The organism is Paraburkholderia sp. JPY465 (genome assembly GCF_050436725.1).
GTDB lineage: Bacteria > Pseudomonadota > Gammaproteobacteria > Burkholderiales > Burkholderiaceae > Paraburkholderia > Paraburkholderia youngii.
Genome location: NZ_JBNDMT010000002.1, coordinates 629,441 through 647,587 on the forward strand (window position 1 = coordinate 629,441; position 18,147 = coordinate 647,587).

An 18,147-nucleotide genomic window follows, 5' to 3' on the forward strand; every position below is an offset into this window, starting at 1 on the left:
GTGAATCGCATGCGGAAATAGCATAGCGAATGACGCGCAAATGAAGCATCGCCGTATCATCTTCGGCGGCAATTCTCCGACAATAGAAGAGCGCGCACATCACCACGCGAAGCCTCATCGACAGCCGGAGAAAACGTAATGAACAAACGCCAGTTCCTGACCAGCGCCACGGTGTTGGGCGCGGCGGTCGCGCCCGCATTCGGCGCAAAGCGTGAGCATGCCGAATGCGCGCCGTCTCCAGTTCTCCTGACGATCTCCGGTGCGATCAGGAACAGCAATCGCGGCGCGCTCAATCCGGCTTTCGATCAACTGCTGGCGAAGCACCAGGTGAAGTTTTCGCAAGCGTATGGGGTCGATCTGCCGTTGCTCGCGAGCATGAAGTCCGTGACGATCCATCCGACGATCGAATACGATGCGCACCTGCATACGTTCAGCGGCCCGCTGCTGACCGACGTGCTCGCGCATATCGGCGCGCCGGATGCAGGCAGCACGCAAATCGTCATGCACGCGGTCGACGGCTACGCGGTGCAGACGACGCTCGACAAGGTGCGCGAGTATCACTTCATCGTCGCGACGCAAATGGACGGCAAGCCGCTCGCGCTCGGTGGCGTGGGGCCGTTATGGGCGATCTACGACGCGGATCAGATTCCCGAACTCGCGGCCAGGCCGCTGAAGGACCGCTTCGAATTGTCGCCGTGGGGCCTGTATCACATGCAGCTCACCGAGGCGTCATAGCGCGCCGCCGAATCGCTCGACGCACGCCTGCCGCACGCGCTCGACCGAGCTAGCCCAGTCTTCCCCTGGCGCGCGCCGGAACAGACCCAGCGTGTGCGGATACCACGGCGAATCGTCGCGCTCATGCATCCAGCGCCAGTCCACATCTCTTTCGGGCAACATCACCCAGCACGGTTTGCCGAGCGATGCGACCAGATGCGCGATCGACGTATCGACGTATCGACGCAGATCACCAGATCGAGTTGCGCGACGACCGCCGCGCTGTCCGCGAAGTCCGTCACGCGCGCGCCGAGATCGAGCAGCGGCTGCGCGAGCGGCGGGGTGCGCGCTTCGTCCTCGCCCTGCCCCTTCTGCAAGCTCACGAAGTTCAGGCCCGGCACGCTCCACAGCGGCGCGAGCGTGGCGAGCGACGGCAGCGAGCGATTTGCGTCGTTATGATGCTTCGCGTTGCCCTTCCAGACCAGACCGACCCGGTGGCCGGGCGGCAGCGCGTCGAGCGTGGAGCGTGGAGCGTGGAGCGTGGAGCGCCAGTGTTCGATAAGCGCGGGTTCCGCGCTCAGTCGCGTGGGGCGCGGAAGCGTATCCAGCGTCGTGCGTAGATGCAGCGGCACGCTCAGCGGACTGGTCCAGCAATCGTAGGTCGCGACGCGCGTGAGCGCTCCGTGGTGGTCGAGCACCGCATCGACGCCATCCACCTTCGCGATCAGCCGATGCAACGCCGGCGCACACGCAAACGCGATATGCGCGGCCCCCAGCGCCTTCAACAGCGGAACATAGCGGCTGAATTGCAGCATGTCGCCGAGGCCGTCTTCCTGCCACAGCAGCACCGAAGTCGCGCAGCACGATGCCGTGGTTGTAGTGCCCCTCGGCGTGGTCGGGGTGAATCGTGGCCGCCTGCCGAAACGCCGCCTCCGCTTCGGCACGATAACCGAGCCCGTAAAGCACGTTGCCGAGTTGATAATGCGCGTTCGCGTCGAGCGGGCGCAGCGCCACCAATCGCTGATATGTCGATTTAGCGGCCGACAGGCGGCCGAGCGAACCGAATAGCGAGCCGGTCTAATCCCCCGCTATACCTGACATTACGAATGAAAGGATCGTGCGGTGATGCTAGAATCGCCCCCGTCTTTTCCTTGACGCTCATGACTCGACGCTCCCGCAACCACCTGACCGCATGGCTTGTCCTCGTCGCCATGTGGCTCGTCGTGTTCGCGCCGCTCATCAGTCAGTTGCTCGAATCGGGCCGCACTCACGAGCCGATTGCCGCGCTGTGTTCGGCGCTTCATCCGAGCGGCGCGAGCGATATCAGCAATGCGAGCGTCGTCGCTCAAGCCAGTTCCGCCACCGTGCATCTAAGCCACGACGATGCATTCGGCGCGTGCGGCTACTGTCATCTGCTCGAACATCACGTCGCGATGCCGACGCTCGCTGCCGCCGAGCCGCCGGCAGCGCTACCGCTGGCCGGCACCGCGCCGCCCACGCTGTCCACCCGCTTCACGCCACTGGGCGCGTTCCCGTCGGGACGTCCGCGCGCGCCACCTGTCGTTTCCTGATCGCTGCCGGTTCTGATCGCGCCTTCGTCGTTCACGTCGACGAAGCCTGCGATTGCCTGTTCAATGCATCGAGGAAACGTTCATGTTCAACTTCGCGCTGCGAAGGCTGTCTTTTTGCGTCCGTCGTGACGCTGTCTGTTCCGCTCATCGCGCGGTTCGTCGTTCCGTTCATTGGCCCGCGCTCGTGCCTGCTTTCGTGCCTGCTTTGGTCGCAACACCCGCGCATGCCGCCGACGCCGATGCGACGTTGCCCGCCGTCAGCGTCAATGCGAGCGCAAGTGCAAGCGCTACACCACGCGCCGTCGACCCGAACCTGCCCGCCACCGTCGAAACCGTCACGCGCGATCAGTTCGCGAACTGGAACGTCGTCAACACCGAGGACGTGCTCAAGTACATGCCGAACCTCGCGGTACGCAAGCGCTTCATCGGCGATATGAATTCGATCATCGCGGTGCGCGGCACCAGCAATACGCAGAGCGCGCGCGGCCTCGTCTATGCGGACGGTTTGCTGCTCAGCAACCTGCTCGGCAATAGCTATTCGTTTCCGCCGCGCTGGTCGATGGTGTATCCCGACCAGATCCAGCAGGTCGACGTAATCTACGGGCCGTTTTCCGCGCTGTACCCCGGCAACTCTTTAGGCGCGACCGTGCTGATCAGCACGCGCATGCCGAAGCAGTTCGACGCCAGCGCCGACGTCAAGGCATTCACGCAGCACTTCAGCCTGTTCGGCGTGAACCAGAGTTTCAACGGCAGCGAAGCGAGCGCGTCGCTCGGCGATCGGATCGGCAAGTTCTCATACCTGCTCGGCGTCAATCATCTCGAGAACACGAGTCAGCCGCTGCAATTCGCGACGCTCGCGCAATCGACCACGCCCGCGAAGGCCGGCGACACGCCCGTCACCGGCGCCCATTTCTACGACAACCAGACCGATACGCCGACGGCCGTGCTCGGCGTGAACGGCGAAGGCATCGAGCACACGGTGCAGGACCAGTTCAAGCTGAAGATGCAGTACGACTTCACGCCGACGCTGCAGGGCGGCTTCACGCTCGGCTACTGGCACCAGACGTACAACAGCGAAACCTCGACCTTCCTGCGCGACCCGGACGGCAACCCGGTCTACAGCGGCAACGTGTCGATCAACGGCTACCACTACACGATTCCGGCGGCCGCGTTTGCACCGAGTCTCGGGCACAGCGAGAACTGGCTCTACGGCGTGTCGCTGAAAACGCGCAACGCGACCGGTTGGAACGGCGAGGCGATCGCGTCGTATTACGACATCGGCAATAGCGTCGCACGGACCGCGAATGCCGGCGGCCCGGGCAATGGGCCCGGCACTGTGCAGTTCGGCGACGGCACCGGCTGGAAGACGCTGGACCTGCGCGGCACCTACACGCCCGCGACGAACCAGCCGGGGCTAGCCAATCACGCACTGAGCTTCGGCTACCACTACGACAACTACTTCGTCGACAACCAGACCTACCACACGCTGGCTTGGCGCGACGGCGACGCGGCCTCGTTCGCCAACGCATTCACCGGCAAGACGCAGACGCAAGCTCTTTACGCGCAGGACGCATGGCGCTTTCTGCCGCGCTGGAAGCTCGTCTACGGCGTGCGCTATGAAGACTGGCAAGCCTACGACGGCGCACAGTCGCTGCCCGGCACGACGATTCCGTACAGCGACGCCAGCCAGCGTCACTTTTCGCCGAAGGCGTCGCTGTCGTTCGATGTCAGCGACGATCTGACTTTGCGCGCGTCGATCGGGCGCGCCTATCGCTTTCCGACCGCGAGCGAACTGTTCCAGGGGCAATTCAATGGCTCTGCGATCGTCAACAACAATCCGCATCTGCAGCCTGAAGACGATCTGTCGACAGAATTGAGCGCCGAATGGGCGCACTGGAATGGCGTGTTCCGCTTGTCGCTGTTTCAGGACGACGTAAAGAACACGATCTTCAGTCAGACCGACACCACCGTGATCCCGAACGTGACGAACTTCCAGAACATCGGCAAGGTTCGCTCGCGCGGCGTCGAAACGAGCTATTCGGGCGAGGACGTATTCGCGCGCGCACTCGATCTGCTCGCGAGCGTCGCGTACACGCAGTCGAAGATCCTCGAGAACGCTCAGAATCCGGCCTCGGTCGGCAAGTACTTTTACCGCATTCCGCTGTGGCGCGCGAATCTCGCCGCGACGTATCACTTCGACGCGCGCGCGGCGCTGACGCTCGCCGCGCGCTACTCGGGCCGTCAGTACAACACGCTGACGAATACCGACACGAACCCCAACGTGTTCGGCGGCACCAGCACCTACACGGTCGCCGACGCGAAGTTCACGTTCAAGCCGACGAAGCTCAGCGAACTCGGCATCGGCGTCGACAACCTGTTCGACGCGCGCTACTTCGTCTACCACCCGTATCCGGGCCGCACGCTCTATGTCGAAGCGAAGCTGCGTCTCTAAGTAACCCATCGCCCCATTGCCCGACGAGGATTTCATGTCCACGACTCCAACCGCCGAACCCGGACGTGCGCAGAACGGTACGACCGCTGCCGCCACCAGCGGCCCCGCACATCCAGGCTATAGAACACTGTGGCGCTGGCATTTTTACGCGGGCCTCTTCGTGATGCCGTTTCTGCTCGTGCTCGCCATCACCGGCACGCTGTATTGCTTCCAGCCACAGATCGAGCCGCTGCTGTATCGGCAGCAGATGGTCGTCGCACCGCAAGCGGTGCCGAGACTGCCCGACAACGTGCTGCTCGCGCGAGCGCGCGCGGCGATGCCGCCCAGTTCGGTCGCGACGACCGCAGCGATCACACGCGATCCGCAACGCAGCGCCGAATTCGTGTTTCGGCTCGCGGACGGCACGCAGCAGAGCGTCTACCTGAATCCGTACAACGGCGAGGTGCTGGGCACACTGAGCGTCGAGCGTCGCGTGATGCAGGTGGATCGCATGATTCATCGCAAGCTGCTGCTCGGCAAGCCCGGCGAGCTACTGATGGAACTGGCCGCATGCTGGACGCTCGTGATGATCGGCACCGGCATCGCGCTATGGTGGCCGCGCGGCAGAACGACCGCGCGCGCTGTGCTGCTGCCGCGGCTCGCGCTAAAGGGACGTCCGCTATGGAAAAGTCTTCACGCGGTGATGGGCATCTGGCTCGCGCTGGGCGCGCTGGCGTTCGTGTTGACCGGTCTGCCGTGGACCGGCTCGTGGGGCAAGCAGTTCAAGGCGTTTGCGACCGCGACGAAGCTGGGCGCGCCGCCGGGTGCGTGGGGCGGGTTGCCATTGCGCTCCAGCGTGCCGGGAGCGCAGCCGGATCACGCCGACCACGCGAGACGTATGAGCGAGCATGCCACGCATACCGACATGGACTCGATGCCCGGCATGGTAATGGATGACCTGCCGTTGCCGCTCACGCCGTGGGCCGCAGGCAACTCCAGCGTGCCCTCTTCCTCGGCCAGCGACGCGGCACAGCCTCTGTCGCTCGGCCATATCGTCGCGCTCGCCGCATCGCTCGGCATCACGGACGGCTACAGCATCGTGCTGCCGAACTCCGCAACCGGCGTCTACACGCTTTCCTGGTTCCCCGCGAATCCGCGAGACGAACGCACGCTATACGTCGATCAATACAGCGGCGCGATCCTGAAGGACATCCGCTACAGCGATTACGGCGCGATCGCGAAGGCCGTGTCGTACGGCACGTCGTTGCATATGGGTCGCTACTTCGGCGTCGCGAATCAGCTACTGTGCGCGGCCATTTCGCTCGGCCTTGCCGCGCTCGCGGTGACCGGCTGCGTGATGTGGTGGAAACGCCGGCCGCAACGCTCGCTCGGCGCGCCGTCGCGCGAGCGCGCCGCACCGCCGATGCGGGGCTGGAAAACCGGCCTGGTGCTGCTCGGCGTCGTGTTCCCGCTGATGGGCGCAACGCTCGTCGCGGTGTGGCTGCTCGACCGGCTGGTTTTCGGCCGCGACTCGCGACCGGAATTGACCGGAGTCGCCTGAGACCACGGCAGCCGCGCTCGCCCCCGCTTGCACTTCACGAGCGTTTGCGCTACATTTTGCTCGTTTATGATCGGTTTGCGCCGAAACGGAGACGAGACCTATGCAGCGAACCCGGGAAGAAGCGATCAACGGGCTACTGCCCGAGCAGCGCGAAGCGCTGATTCTGGAGCGGTTGCGCACGCATGGTCGCGTGCTCGCGTCCGAGCTTGCCGCTGAGCTGCAGATCTCCGAGCACACGGTGCGCCGCCATCTGCGCGATCTCGCGGATCAGGGCTACTGCAAGCGGGTGTATGGCGGTGCGCTGCTGATGTCGCCCGCCGACAAACCCGCGGCGCTCCGGATGCACGAGGCCGTCGATCGCAAGGCACGCCTTGCCGCGGCGGCCGTATCGATCGTTCGTCCGAAGCAGATCGTGCTGCTCGACGCGGGCTCGACGAACGTCGCGATCGCGGCGTCGCTGCCCGACAACGCCGGCCTGACCGTCGTCACGAATTCGCCCGAGGCCTGCGCGCGGCTGCTGAACCGGCCGGGGATCGACGTGATATTGATCGGCGGCCGCATCGCCGGGGGCGCGGCGGGCTCACTCGGCGCGACCGCGCTGCTGCAGGTCCAGCAGATCCGCGCGGACCTGTGTTTTCTCGGCGCCTGCGCGTTCGATCCCGACGAAGGCGTCGCCGCATTCGACGCAGAGGATGCAGAACTAAAACGCGCAATGGTCAAAGCGAGCGGCCAGATCGCCATCGCGCTGACCTCGGAAAAGCTGATCACGGCGGCGCCGTTCGCGGTAGCGCCTGCCTCGTTGGTCGATCATCTGTTCGTCGAAGCGGACGTACCGGGCGCGCGTATCGCGAGCCTCGAGGCCGTCTGCGATAACGTGATGGTGGCACGCCCATGAACTCACTCGTCAGGGAACGCATCGCGACGCTCGCCGTCTTTCTCGCCAACGGTTTCGGCATCGGCGCATGGGCGGTCGAGGTGCCGCGCATCAAGGAAAGCCTCGCGCTCAGCGACACCTCGCTCGGCATTGCGCTGTTCTGCTTCGCGCTCGGCGCCATCGTCGCGATGCCGCTCGCGGGACAACTCGCGCCGCGCGTCGGCAGCGGCCGCGCCACCGCGCTGCTCGGCGCGGCATTCGCGATCGCGCTGCCGTTGCCCGCGATCGCGCCCGGCATGCTGACGTTGGGCGTGGTGCTGTTTGCGCTCGGCGCGTCGAACGGCGCGCTCGACGTGTCGATGAACGGACATGCGAGCGCGATCGAAACACGCTGGCGCGCGCCGATCATGTCGTCGTTTCATGCCGCGTGGAGCGCGGGCGGCCTGCTTGGCGCGGCGAGCGGCGCGATGCTGCAGAAAGGCGGCGTCGGCGTCATGGGCGGGCTGCTCGTTCCCGATCTGTTCATCGCCGCCCTGATCATTTTTGCTGCATGGTTTGCGTTGCGCGATATCGGTCCGCGCGCGGCCGCCGCGTCGAGCGGATTCGCATGGCCCGACAGCGCCGTGATGAAACTGGCGCTGCTGGCGTTCATGTGCATGCTCGTGGAAGGCGCGGTGGCCGACTGGAGCGCGGTGTACCTGCGCTCCACGTTGAACCAGGAAGCGAGCATTGCCGCGATCGGCTACTCCGCGTTCGCGTTTTCGATGGCGGCCTGCCGCATCGCAGGCGATGCGTCGGTGCGACGCTTCGGCTCGAGCAAGGTCGTCGCGCTTGGCGGTCTGATCGCGTTCGCCGGACTCGCGCTTGTGCTGAGCCTGCCGACGGTGCTGACCGCGTGCGTCGGCTTCGCGATGGTCGGCATCGGTCTCGCGAATATCGTTCCGGTGATTTTCAGCGCGGCGGGCCGTTCGAGCGCGACGCCGGCGATCGGTGTGTCGATGGCGGCCACCTTCGGCTATGCGGGCTTTCTGGTCGGGCCGCCGCTGATCGGTTTCGGCGCCGGCGTGCTCGGCTTGCGCGCGGCGTTGGGTGTGCTGGTGATGGCCACGCTAATCGTGTCGCTGCTGGGCGGCAAGGCGGTGCGCGGCGCGCAACCCGCTTAGCCAGCGCTATTTCGTTTTCTTGTCGAGCACGGCAAGCGGCTTGCGAACGGGTAACGCATCGCGCCCCGCATGCTGACCCAATGGCCAGCCGAACGCGCCGAGCAGAGAGCTCGGCTGCGTGCCATCGTCGAGACCGGTGGCGGGCCACTCGTGTTTCGCGGGCACCCAGCGCGTGCCGAACACGTGATCCCACATCGGCAATAGCTGCGCGAAGTTGTGGTTGAGATGCTCGGCGCGAATCGAGTGATGCAAGCGGTGATATTGCGGATTGTTGACCCACGCGACGTAGCGGCCAAGGTCCACGCGCAAGTTCAGATGCGCGAAGTAGTTGCCGAACATGAACACGATCGACGTCGCACCGACGATCCACGGCTCGACCTTGAACAATACGCCGACGAGCGGATAGAGCAGGCAGCCCTTGATGAGCACTTCGATCCAGTGATGCCGCAACGTGATCGTCACGTTGAAATCCACCGCGCTATGGTGCAGCGAATGCAGCTTCCACAGGATGGGCCAGTTGTGCTGCAAGCGATGAAACGCGTATTCGAGGCAATCGATCGTCAGCAGTACGATCACGAACGAAGCGAGCGCGCCCCACCCGCGCGACACCAGCACCACCATGCCGCCGCCGAGCGCATTCACGATCGCGACGCTTGCGGCCGCGGTCAGCGGCTTCGTGGCTTCCACCAACGCCAGATACAGGCCCGCATACGCCATGTTCAGACGCTGCCCCGCGCGCGATTGCAGCAATGCGGCTGGCCAGCGGCGCTCGAGCAACGCGCCGAGTCCCATCATGACCAGCGCGAGCGCGTAGCCTTGCAGCCACAGGCTCGCGTGGTGCAGCAATGCCGGAAACGGGCTCGACGCTAGCATGGCATCCCCTGATGCAGCGGCTGCATACCGTGTAGATGAGCGTTAGTATGATCTTCGCAGTCCGCCGGTCTGCGCGCAAGCGCCCCTTCGCCCGGGGCCGCCGCGAATTCGGCTGCGCCCGCAAGCACGGAAAAAATGGCGGGGTCATCGCTTCACGCCGTCACGATCGCGAGCGGACGATAGACACTGCCGTATCGTCCGCTCGCGTCGTCGTTGTTTGTCGACATCCGTTTGGTGGTGGCCCCGCCGTACTTCGCGTGTTGCGCCAAGCTCCCCGAGCGCGAATCGCGAAGACGTTTGCTGCCGTCGGCATTTATTCACTGCGTGAAATTCCGGCTGCAACATGTGTAGTTCTTGTGCCGGACTTATTGCAACGGCTATGCCATGCTGGGACGAAGCGTTGCCACGTATGGACGGATGCGTGCCGATGCACTTCGAAGCAGGCCTGATCGCACGCGATGCATCGGAAATGAGACGCTGCGTGAATGCTCCGACGAGTTCGTGCTGGTTCGGACACATCGTTCGACGCGCGCGGGAATACCCGAATGCGGATTGACACGCCGAGGTTTGCGACACGTACCGGGCGGAATCGCCGGCGCGCGATGCGCCGAACGAGTGCCCGGGTCATGCGGACCGACGTGTCGCAAAGTTGAGACGACAAATGGCTTACAGCAGCGCGGTCAATTGCGCGACCCGCAGTTCGAACTGCCGCAATTCATCGGCGGCAAGCGACTTCTTCTGCGGCAGATCGACCTTGAGCGGATCCTGCGGCACATCGTTGACGTGAACCTCGAAGTGCAGATGCGGCCCGGTCGTCCAACCGGTCTTGCCGACATAGCCGATCACCTGATCGCGCATCACACGGCTGCCGGCGCGCAGTCCTTCCGCGAAGTGCGACAGATGCGCGAACGTCGTCGAAAACGATGCGGGGTTCTGAATCACGACCACGTTGCCATAACCGGCCTGACGGCCGATAAAGCGGATCACGCCGCGCGCGGTCGCACGCACGGGTGTGCCGGCCGGCGCAGCAAGGTCGACACCGTCATGACTTTGCCAACGATGCACTACCGGATCGAAGCGGCGCAACGAGAAAGCCGACGACACGCGCGTGAAGTCGAGCGGATAGCGCTCGAACGTAGGCCCCGTGCTGACGCCGTCTTTCGAGTAGTAATGCGGTTGACCTTGCGGATTCTTGTGAAGGAACAGGTCGTGTGCGGTCGAGCCTCGTACGATGCGCACCGCTAACGGTTCATGCGCTGCGTCTTTGCCGTTGTCGCTACTGGTTTCGAATATGGCGCTCACGCGGTCGCCGGCTTGCAGATCGCGCGACAGATCGATCTCGTCGCGAAACGCGCTTGACAGAATCGCTGTGGTGCCCGCATCGATGCCAAGGTTCTGCGCGGCCGACGCGAAGGTGCGCTCGACCGGCGCTTCCCTCACGGTGAATGTAGGGGCTTGCGCAGCCGGCAGCGCCGGTGCGGATGCCGACGCCGATCTCGGCGCGCGGGCAACGGCCGCCGTCGAGTCCTTGCTCAGAAGCGACACATCCAGTTCGTCGTTGCGCCCGGCGCGTTCATGAGTGACGAGATAGGCAGCGCATACCGAGCTCATTGCACATACGACAATGATTTTGCTGGCGCGCCCCGGCAAAAGACGAGCTACAGATAGAGGCATGTTCAGGAACGACTGTCGACCGTCGCATGCGCAAAAGGCACGCACGACGAGGTGGTTTCGTTGAATCAGCGTCTGCTGGCACTGCGTAAGACGCTGCATGAGGCTCGGGGCAGCCTAGGGTCGCTTTCTTAGGCCAGCCTTAAGCTGCCCCCAAATGAGCCTGCGATGCGGCGAGAGAACGAGCCGGAATATTCGGCCCGGTCGTGCGGAGGTCGGCCGGGTCAAGACAACGACGCAAGCATGTTCGACAGACGCCGGACATGGGCCTTGAATGCATCGCTCGTTTCGCGGTTCGTGGTGGGATTCAGATGCGAGCTTTCGGCGAGTTGCGCCTGCTCGTGAAAGTCGTTGGCGATTCTGCGCTTGATGTCGTCAGGCAGCGACCGCACGATGGAGACCAGCAAAGCCTCTTCGGCATGCAGCATGCCGAGAATCGAATGTGTGTCCATACGAGAACCTCCTGAGGAACATCGTCGGTGCCGGCCGGCAGTGGCGCCGGCGCTCCTCATGTTACCCCGTTGATTCCGCGTCGTTGGACGTGCGGGTTACTCGGCGATCGAATAGCGTGACCGACGGGCGCGCGGCTCTCCTACCTGACGCTCGACGCGCGGACTCGCGCCGCGGATGAACAGGACCGCGCAAAACGCGACCATGGCCCAGATGCAAAGAAAGACGGTCAACGCGCTCATGTCAGCTTTCGGAAAGTCGGGACTACGGGTTAGTACGGTTTGCTGCCGCGTTCGCGGTCAATGCAGCGTGGAGCGCTCGGGCGCACCGAACAGCAATTCATCGATCAGGGCGGTGGTGAACGTCAGCTGCGTTTCGAGCGATTGGCGTGCGGCTTGCGCGCCCGCTTCGTCGCTTCGGGCGACGGCCGCGTGTGCCTGGGTGGCGAGACGCAGGATGGCTTCGGAGCCGCGTTGCAATTCGCGCATTGCGATGTCGTCAGGACGCTGCGCCGGTTGATCCCATTCCGAGGTGGTGAGTTCCGGCAGGTCGGCGTCGAACCGGCGGGGTTTGTTGTGACGGGAAGACATCCGGGGCTCCTGACGGAAAAGCGCGATATACGCGACGGGACGAACTCAGTGTGCGCCGGCCCCCGGCGTTTCAATTCGCCGAACAGAAGCCGAATCCGAAGCTAATCCGGGGGCTTCGAGAAAAACGAGGGTTTTACCGAGCAATCAGCGCTGGCGGGCCGCAAATCCCATCGCCGGGGCGTCGGAATTTGCGGTAGCGGTAGGAAAACGTTTAACTTGTGGACGCGGAAAAGACTCGAGCGGCCTTAAGCTGCCGGAACAACGTCGATGCGCAATGCCTCGCCGCCGGCGGCAATCGCCAGCAGGTGATCGACGTTCGGATGGGCGCCCGGACGGTTGCGCGCGTCGGCCGTATGCTCGGCGAACAGCGCGAGGCCGTGTTCGGCCGCCTTCGCGTCGAGCGCGCCGTACGCGCCGCGCAGGTAGTTGTACACCGCGAGCGAGCCCTGCTTGCCCGGTTTGTTCTCGATGCTGGCGACCACGGCACCGCTGCCGTTGACCAGATCGATGCGCGCGATGCCGTCGATTGCCGGCATTCTGGCGAGATTTTCCTTGAAAACGTTGCTCGGTTCGATCATTGAAACCACTCCTTCCGTTCTAAAAATGCATGGCGGGCCGTATCTTATCCGATGGGCGGCGAGCGGGTGAATCGGCGGTCGCGGCCTGGTTTTCCGAGCAAATGTTTCGGGATGTTGACCGGCAATCTCGCAGAGGAAACGGTTGAAGGGTGGCGCCAGCTCGTACGCTGTCGTGGATCCTGAACTACGCTGATCCGGCGCAGCAATGCGTTTGCTCATCCGTGGATGGCTCGGGCCGCGGACCTCGCGAGCCAGGCGAGCGAAGACAAGCGGCCCCTCGATAGTGCGCGCGCGGCATTGAATACCGTTATGCGGCGGCTCAACCAGGCGTCAGTTGAAAGGCGTTGATTGATAAGCCGGCACGCGAGCAGCAATCGAGCACGCCGAAAAAAAGCCCGCTTACGCGGGCAACCCTTCTCTACGCAGCATCGCCACGCGCCAACATCTTCATCCCTTCGTCGCGCCAAACGTCAAGCCCGCGACAAAATGCTTCTGCATCGCAAAGAACATCATCACCGATGGCAGCGCCGCCAGAATCGATCCTGCCGAAACGAGATTCCACGCGGTCGTCCACTGCCCTTTCAGCGCGGCTACACCGACCGTAATCGGCGCGGCGTCATCGCCTTGCGTCAGACACAGGGCCCAGAAATAGTCGTTCCACACGAACGTGAACACGAGGATCGCCAACGCAGCGAGCGCGGGTCGAATCAGCGGCAGCACGATCCTGAAGAACACGGTCCACTCGTTCGCCCCTTCGATACGCGCCGCCTCGACCAGTTCGAACGGCAGCTGCTTGATGAAGTTGCGCAGAAACAGCGCGCAAAAGCCAGTCTGGAACGACACATGAAACAGAATCAGCGCGCTCACGGTATTGAACAGCCCGAGTTGCAACGACAGATCGCGCACCGGGATCATCAACACCTGGATCGGCACGAAGTTGCCCGCGACGAACGTCGCAAACAACGTCGAATTACCGCGAAAGCGATAGATCGCCAACGCAAAGCCCGCCATCGCCGCGAGTGCGATCGAGCCCACGACCGAAGGCACCGTGATCAGCACGCTGTTCCAGAAGTAATGCAGCATCGGCGACGTCGTCAACGCCTCGCGATAGTTGTCGAACATCGCGAAGTGCTTCGGCCATCCCCAGTAGTTGCCCTCGCTCAGTTCTTCGGTCGAACGCACGGACGTGATCAGCACCGCGATCATCGGCAGCAGCCAGATCACGAGTGCAATCGGCAACGTCAGTTTGTATGCGCGGCGCGTGGCCGGCTTCCATTTGTCGATCGGAATCGGAAACATCAGCGGCTCCTTATTGCTCGGCGCGCAGCATCCGCCGCAGGTGATAGACGATGTACACGAGCATGATGCCGAACAGCACCACCGCGATCGCCGCCGAATAGCCGATGCGGTAATACTTGATTGCCTGGTCGTACATGAAATAGGCGAGCACCGTCGAGCTTTCGAACGGACCGCCGCCCGTCATCACCGAAATCAGATCGAAGCTGCGCAGCGCGCCGATGATCGTCACGACGATCGCCATGAACGTGGTGGGCCGCAACTGCGGCAGGATCACGTGCCACAGCATCGACCAGCCCTGCGCGCCTTCCATTCGCGCGGCTTCGATCTGCTCGGCGTTCAACGTGGTCAAGCCGGTCAGATAAAGAATCATGCAGTACGCGGTTTGCGGCCACAGTGCGGCGAACACGATGCCGAACGTCGCGTAGCGCGGATCGCCGAGCACCGGTACGCCGTGGCCGAGCATCATCGCGAGCAGGCCGAAGGTCGGATCGTAGAACCATGAAAAGATCAGTCCGACCACGACGCCCGACAACACGAACGGCGCGAAAAATAGCGACTTGACGATCCGGATGCCGGCCACCGCCTGGTTCAGATACAGCGCGACGGCGAGCCCCATTGGCGGTGCGAGCAGGAACAGCACGAGCCAGATCAGGTTGTTCCTCAGCGCCGTATAGAACGTCGGCGTATGGACCAGCTCGATATAGTTCGCGAGGCCGATGAAGGTCGGCTCGGTCATCCCGTCCCAGTTGAAGAAGCTCAGGCGGATCGTCGAGAGAATCGGCCACACCACGTACACGGCCACCATGAAGCAGGCCGGCGCGAGAAACAGGAACGCGGCGCGCCGCTGCCGCCGCGCGGTCGGCGTCGGGCCGCGCCGGCGCGACGCGACTGGTGCGCCGCCCAGCGCACCGCCCGGTGCCGGCAAGCTCGGCCCACCGGGTTCAACAGAACCGTCGACGCTATGACGGCTGACGGAATGCGACACGATCAATCTCCCGATCCGATCTGATACAACGCGATGCATCGGACAGCGGCCTTGCGGCCGCCGCCGCTCACTTCTTGTAGATACGCTGACGCGTCTGCTCGAGCTGCGCGAGGATGTCGTCGAGTTTCGACGGATCGGAGACGAACTGCTGCATCCCCTTCATCCCTTCGTCGGCCATTTCCTTTGTCATGTCACGATCGTAGAACTGCGCAATACCGCCCTTCGTATTCGACAGGATCTGGAAGCCGATCTTCGAAATCGGATCTTCCGGCTCCGGCGACTTGCTGTTCGCCGACAACGAGCCGAGTCCCTTTGCGAGTTGCGCGCCGATTTCGGGCGTCTCGACGAATGCAAGGAACGTGTGCGCATCGGCCTTGTTCTTCGCTTTCGACGGAATATGCAACGATTCGACTGGTCCATCCTCGGCGGTCGGCACCTTGGAGTCGATGATCGGGAACTGGAAGTACCCCATTTGCGGCTTCACGTTGTCCGGGAAACCCGCCGCAATGAACGTCCCCATCAGCATCATGGCGGCCTTGCCCTGGAACAGGAACGGCTGCACCGAATCGAGATCGTAGGAGAGTGAATTGTTGATGAAGTAGCCGTCGTCGATCAGCTGCTTCCACGTCGTATAGACCTTCTTCACGCGCGGATCGGTGTACGGAATCTCGCCGGCCATCAGCTTCTGATGAAACGCATTGCCGTTCAGACGCAGATCGAGGTAATCGAACCAGCCGGCCAGCGTCCACGCATCGCGGCCCGCCACTGCGATCGGCGTAATGCCGGCAGCCTTCAGCTTTTTCGCGGCGTCGAGAAACTCGTCCCAAGTTTTCGGCTCGCCCTTGATGCCGGCCTTGTCGAACAGGTCCTTGCGATAGAACATCCCCCACGAGTAGTACACGGTCGGCGCGGCATACTGCTTGCCCTTGTACGACGATGCTTCCTTCGTCGACGCATACATGTCGTTCCAGCCGTTCTTCTGCCAGTCGCCGGTCAGATCCTCGAACAGGCCGCGCTGCGCGTAATACGCCATACGCTCGCCGTCGTGCCAGTTGACGATATCGGGCGCGACAGTCGAAAGCCAACCCGGCAACTGGACCTTGTAAGCCTCTTCGTCGATGAACGACACCTTCACGTCGATGCCGGGATGCGCCTTCTTGAACTCGTCGACCACCTGCTGCCACACCGCGCGCTGGCTCGCGCCCTTGAACGCGATGTTCATCGCGAGCGTGCTCGCCTGAGCGGTGCTGACGACCGTGGTCCCCGCGGCAACCGCGGCCAGCGCGAGCGCCACCAGAATCTTGCGTGGTTTCAGTTTCATCCTGACTGTCTCCTTCATTCCATGGTTTTTACGTCGTTGTCGCTTCTGTTTCGAATGACTGCGTGGAATTGCCTGGGCCAGACTTCAATTACGAGCGGTAGACCGCTACCCCTTGCGGCGCCACCTCCCGGGAGCCGATCACGAATGCGTCGTCGGAAATATCGTCGAGCGTGTGGGTTCGATCGCCATAGTTGAACACATAGGTCAGTGCGCCGCGACGGCTGAAGCGCACGCTGTCGCCGAGCGCCTGGGTTTCGAGGCCCGCTTCCTGCGCGATCCGCGCGAACAGGCGCACGGTCAACGCGTCGTCGAACAGGCTCGCGAGGTAGTGGAACGCGCCGCTTCGCACGTACGCGGGATGACCGTCCGCGAAACGCGCGCGCACGTCGAATGAGGATGATGCATCGCTGTCGATGAAATCGCGCCAGTGTCGCGCGAAGCCATCGGCCGTACTGCCCTGCTGGTCCAGCACCACCGCTTCGGTCACGTTCGGCCGCATCGATTCGACGCGCCATACGCGCAGCGGCAACACCGACGTCAATGCGCCCGGCGGCAGATTCGATGGAATCCGCAGGTCGCGCGTCTTCGAGCCGGTGCGTGGGCCGAGCACGACTTGCGCGCCCGAGCGTGCGAGACGTTCGGCGAAATCGTCGGGCACGACCGGCAGCGGCGGCACGACGACGAGGCTATAGCCATCGAACGATGCATCGGCCGGCACGACATCGACGTCGAACCCGAGCGCGCGCAAAGCCGAGTAGTACTCGAACGCGAAGCGCGGATAGTGAAAATCCGCGCCCTGCGGATGAATCTCGAACAGCCACTTCGCTTCGTAGTCGTAGACAAGCGCGACTTTCGAGCGGATCGACGCATTCGCATCGGCAGTCGCGGCGAGCACCGTCTGGATTTCCGACGCCACCTGCGAGGCTTCATTGCCGCCGACGTCGAGCCGGTTATCGGGCGTATTGAGCCCCGCATGCATCTGCTCCTGCGCGAACGGCGCCTGCCGCCAGCGGAAATACGACACGCAGCCCGCGCCGTGCGCGAAAGCTTCCCAGCTCCACAGCCGCACCATGCCCGGCAGCGGCGCCGGATTCCACTGCGCCCAGTTCACCGGTCCCGGCTGCTGCTCCATCACCCACAGCGGCAGCTTCGACATGCCGCGATACACGTCGTGATTGAACGACGCGAAATCCGGATGACCGGTGCGCAACCAGCGCGCCTTGATCTCCGGCGCGAACCACTGCTCTTCGAGCGCGCCGAGCGGATAGCTGTCCCACGTCGCGACGTCGAGATCGGCCGCGACCTTGTAGTGATCGAACTCGGTGAAAAGCTGCATGAAGTTGTGCGCGACCGGCCGCCCCGGCGAATGCGAGCGAATGATCTCGACCTGCATGCGGTTGTAGCGCGCCACTTCGTCGGATGCGAAGCGCCGGTAGTCGAGCCGATGCGAAGGATGCGCCTCGGTCACGGTGCCGACCGGTGCGTCGATTTCCTCGAAGCTGCGGTACTCCATGCTCCAGAACACCGTGCCCCATGCTTCGTTCAACGCCTGGATCGTGCGATAACGCGCCTTCAGCCACTCGCGAAAGCGCGTGACCGCGGCCGGCGAATAGCTGACCACCGTGTAATGACAGCCGAATTCGTTATCGGTCTGCCAGAAAGCGACCGCCGGATGCTTGCCGTAGCGCTCGGCCACCGCCGTGCAGATACGGCGCGACGCGTCGAAATACACGGGTGACGAGAAGTCGTAATGACGCCGCGAGCCAAACGCGCGTGGGCGTCCATCGGCGCCGACCGGCAGGATATCCGGATGACGATCGATCAGCCACTTCGGCGGCGTCGCCGTCGGCGTACACATGACGACCTTCAGGCCAGCCGCGCCGAGCACGTCGACGGCGCGATCGAGCCAGCCCCAATCGTATTCGCCGGGCGCCGGCTCGATCCGGCTCCACGCGAATTCGGCAATTCGCACCTGCTCGATGCCGAGCGCTTTCATCCGGCGCGCGTCGTCTTTCCACATCGACTCGGGCCAGTGCTCCGGGTAATAACAGACTCCTAAACGCATC

Annotated in this window: 15 protein-coding genes and 2 pseudogenes; 6 read left to right on the top strand and 11 right to left on the bottom strand. The window is 63.6% G+C overall.

Translation table 11 applies throughout. The features are described from left to right. Positions 1 to 138 precede the first annotated feature (138 nt). Positions 139 to 735: a molybdopterin-dependent oxidoreductase gene (locus QFZ94_RS04965; RefSeq protein WP_368582382.1), complete on the top strand. Its 597-nt coding sequence runs from the start codon at positions 139 to 141 to the stop codon at positions 733 to 735. Here QFZ94_RS04965 and QFZ94_RS04970 read toward each other — a convergent pair. Further along, positions 730 to 1,788 (bottom strand): annotated as a pseudogene (locus QFZ94_RS04970) (tetratricopeptide repeat protein); the annotation flags it as partial. The gene QFZ94_RS04965 and the pseudogene QFZ94_RS04970 sit on opposite strands and share 6 nt — an antisense overlap. Before the next feature lie 86 nt (positions 1,789 to 1,874). Here QFZ94_RS04970 and QFZ94_RS04975 point away from each other — a divergent pair. The 5 genes from QFZ94_RS04975 (at position 1,875) to QFZ94_RS04995 (ending at position 8,314) form a co-directional block, all read left to right on the top strand. Beyond that, entirely contained in the window at positions 1,875 to 2,285 is a 411-nt protein-coding gene (locus QFZ94_RS04975; RefSeq protein WP_429455777.1) for a DUF2946 domain-containing protein, read from the top strand. A gap of 82 nt (positions 2,286 to 2,367) precedes the next feature. Beyond that, the gene (locus tag QFZ94_RS04980) at positions 2,368 to 4,737 is read left to right on the top strand and encodes a TonB-dependent receptor (RefSeq protein WP_429455778.1); all 2,370 of its coding nucleotides are present in this window, start codon (positions 2,368 to 2,370) and stop codon (positions 4,735 to 4,737) included. 34 nt (positions 4,738 to 4,771) lie between these two features. Further along, the gene (locus QFZ94_RS04985) at positions 4,772 to 6,277 is read left to right on the top strand and encodes a PepSY-associated TM helix domain-containing protein (protein ID WP_429455779.1); all 1,506 of its coding nucleotides are present in this window, start codon (positions 4,772 to 4,774) and stop codon (positions 6,275 to 6,277) included. A 100-nt stretch (positions 6,278 to 6,377) separates the two neighbouring features. After that, positions 6,378 to 7,172 carry a DeoR/GlpR family DNA-binding transcription regulator gene (locus QFZ94_RS04990; protein WP_429455780.1) on the top strand — a complete coding sequence of 265 codons (795 nt, stop codon included), beginning with the start codon at positions 6,378 to 6,380 and terminating at the stop codon, positions 7,170 to 7,172. Further along, positions 7,169 to 8,314, top strand: coding sequence for an MFS transporter (locus QFZ94_RS04995; protein ID WP_368582376.1), 1,146 nt, complete (start codon positions 7,169 to 7,171; stop codon positions 8,312 to 8,314). The genes QFZ94_RS04990 and QFZ94_RS04995 overlap by 4 nt, the downstream gene beginning before the upstream one ends. A gap of 183 nt (positions 8,315 to 8,497) precedes the next feature. Here the strand turns inward: QFZ94_RS04995 and QFZ94_RS05000 are convergent. The 10 genes and pseudogenes from QFZ94_RS05000 to QFZ94_RS05045 form a co-directional block, all read right to left on the bottom strand. Beyond that, positions 8,498 to 9,187: pseudogene (locus QFZ94_RS05000) on the bottom strand (sterol desaturase family protein); the annotation flags it as partial. Between the two features lie 666 nt (positions 9,188 to 9,853). Then, on the bottom strand, positions 9,854 to 10,798 hold the full coding sequence (locus QFZ94_RS05005) for a peptidoglycan DD-metalloendopeptidase family protein (protein ID WP_429455781.1): 945 nt from the start codon (positions 10,796 to 10,798) through the stop codon (positions 9,854 to 9,856). Between the two features lie 284 nt (positions 10,799 to 11,082). Continuing rightward, a complete protein-coding gene (locus QFZ94_RS05010; protein ID WP_013092139.1) occupies positions 11,083 to 11,310 on the bottom strand; it encodes a hypothetical protein in 228 nt (75 codons plus the stop codon). Between the two features lie 96 nt (positions 11,311 to 11,406). Next, the gene (locus QFZ94_RS05015) at positions 11,407 to 11,550 is read right to left on the bottom strand and encodes a hypothetical protein (protein WP_368582373.1); all 144 of its coding nucleotides are present in this window, start codon (positions 11,548 to 11,550) and stop codon (positions 11,407 to 11,409) included. A 57-nt stretch (positions 11,551 to 11,607) separates the two neighbouring features. Continuing rightward, on the bottom strand, positions 11,608 to 11,898 hold the full coding sequence (locus tag QFZ94_RS05020) for a hypothetical protein (RefSeq protein WP_368582372.1): 291 nt from the start codon (positions 11,896 to 11,898) through the stop codon (positions 11,608 to 11,610). Positions 11,899 to 12,143: 245 nt separating this feature from the next. Continuing rightward, positions 12,144 to 12,476, bottom strand: coding sequence for a DUF2322 family protein (locus QFZ94_RS05025; RefSeq protein WP_429455782.1), 333 nt, complete (start codon positions 12,474 to 12,476; stop codon positions 12,144 to 12,146). 447 nt (positions 12,477 to 12,923) lie between these two features. Further along, a complete protein-coding gene (locus QFZ94_RS05030) occupies positions 12,924 to 13,775 on the bottom strand; it encodes a carbohydrate ABC transporter permease (protein ID WP_429455783.1) in 852 nt (283 codons plus the stop codon). A 10-nt stretch (positions 13,776 to 13,785) separates the two neighbouring features. Further along, entirely contained in the window at positions 13,786 to 14,760 is a 975-nt protein-coding gene (locus QFZ94_RS05035; protein WP_368582369.1) for a carbohydrate ABC transporter permease, read from the bottom strand. A 67-nt stretch (positions 14,761 to 14,827) separates the two neighbouring features. Then, positions 14,828 to 16,081, bottom strand: coding sequence for an ABC transporter substrate-binding protein (locus tag QFZ94_RS05040; protein WP_368582368.1), 1,254 nt, complete (start codon positions 16,079 to 16,081; stop codon positions 14,828 to 14,830). Positions 16,082 to 16,169: 88 nt separating this feature from the next. Next, positions 16,170 to 18,146 (bottom strand): beta-galactosidase, encoded by a 1,977-nt coding sequence (locus QFZ94_RS05045; protein ID WP_429455784.1) that lies wholly within the window; start codon positions 18,144 to 18,146, stop codon positions 16,170 to 16,172. Position 18,147: the final 1 nt, after the last annotated feature.

Coding starts and splice junctions, on each gene's coding strand:
- QFZ94_RS04975 (WP_429455777.1), top strand. CDS start 1,875: ATGACTCGACGCTCCCGCAACCACCTGACCGCATGGCTTGTCCTCGTC.
- QFZ94_RS05015 (WP_368582373.1), bottom strand. CDS start 11,550: ATGAGCGCGTTGACCGTCTTTCTTTGCATCTGGGCCATGGTCGCGTTT.
- QFZ94_RS05045 (WP_429455784.1), bottom strand. CDS start 18,146: ATGCGTTTAGGAGTCTGTTATTACCCGGAGCACTGGCCCGAGTCGATG.
- QFZ94_RS04995 (WP_368582376.1), top strand. CDS start 7,169: ATGAACTCACTCGTCAGGGAACGCATCGCGACGCTCGCCGTCTTTCTC.
- QFZ94_RS04985 (WP_429455779.1), top strand. CDS start 4,772: ATGTCCACGACTCCAACCGCCGAACCCGGACGTGCGCAGAACGGTACG.
- QFZ94_RS05010 (WP_013092139.1), bottom strand. CDS start 11,310: ATGGACACACATTCGATTCTCGGCATGCTGCATGCCGAAGAGGCTTTG.
- QFZ94_RS05030 (WP_429455783.1), bottom strand. CDS start 13,775: ATGTTTCCGATTCCGATCGACAAATGGAAGCCGGCCACGCGCCGCGCA.
- QFZ94_RS04990 (WP_429455780.1), top strand. CDS start 6,378: ATGCAGCGAACCCGGGAAGAAGCGATCAACGGGCTACTGCCCGAGCAG.
- QFZ94_RS05020 (WP_368582372.1), bottom strand. CDS start 11,898: ATGTCTTCCCGTCACAACAAACCCCGCCGGTTCGACGCCGACCTGCCG.
- QFZ94_RS05040 (WP_368582368.1), bottom strand. CDS start 16,081: ATGAAACTGAAACCACGCAAGATTCTGGTGGCGCTCGCGCTGGCCGCG.
- QFZ94_RS05005 (WP_429455781.1), bottom strand. CDS start 10,798: ATGAGCTCGGTATGCGCTGCCTATCTCGTCACTCATGAACGCGCCGGG.
- QFZ94_RS05025 (WP_429455782.1), bottom strand. CDS start 12,476: ATGATCGAACCGAGCAACGTTTTCAAGGAAAATCTCGCCAGAATGCCG.
- QFZ94_RS04980 (WP_429455778.1), top strand. CDS start 2,368: ATGTTCAACTTCGCGCTGCGAAGGCTGTCTTTTTGCGTCCGTCGTGAC.
- QFZ94_RS04965 (WP_368582382.1), top strand. CDS start 139: ATGAACAAACGCCAGTTCCTGACCAGCGCCACGGTGTTGGGCGCGGCG.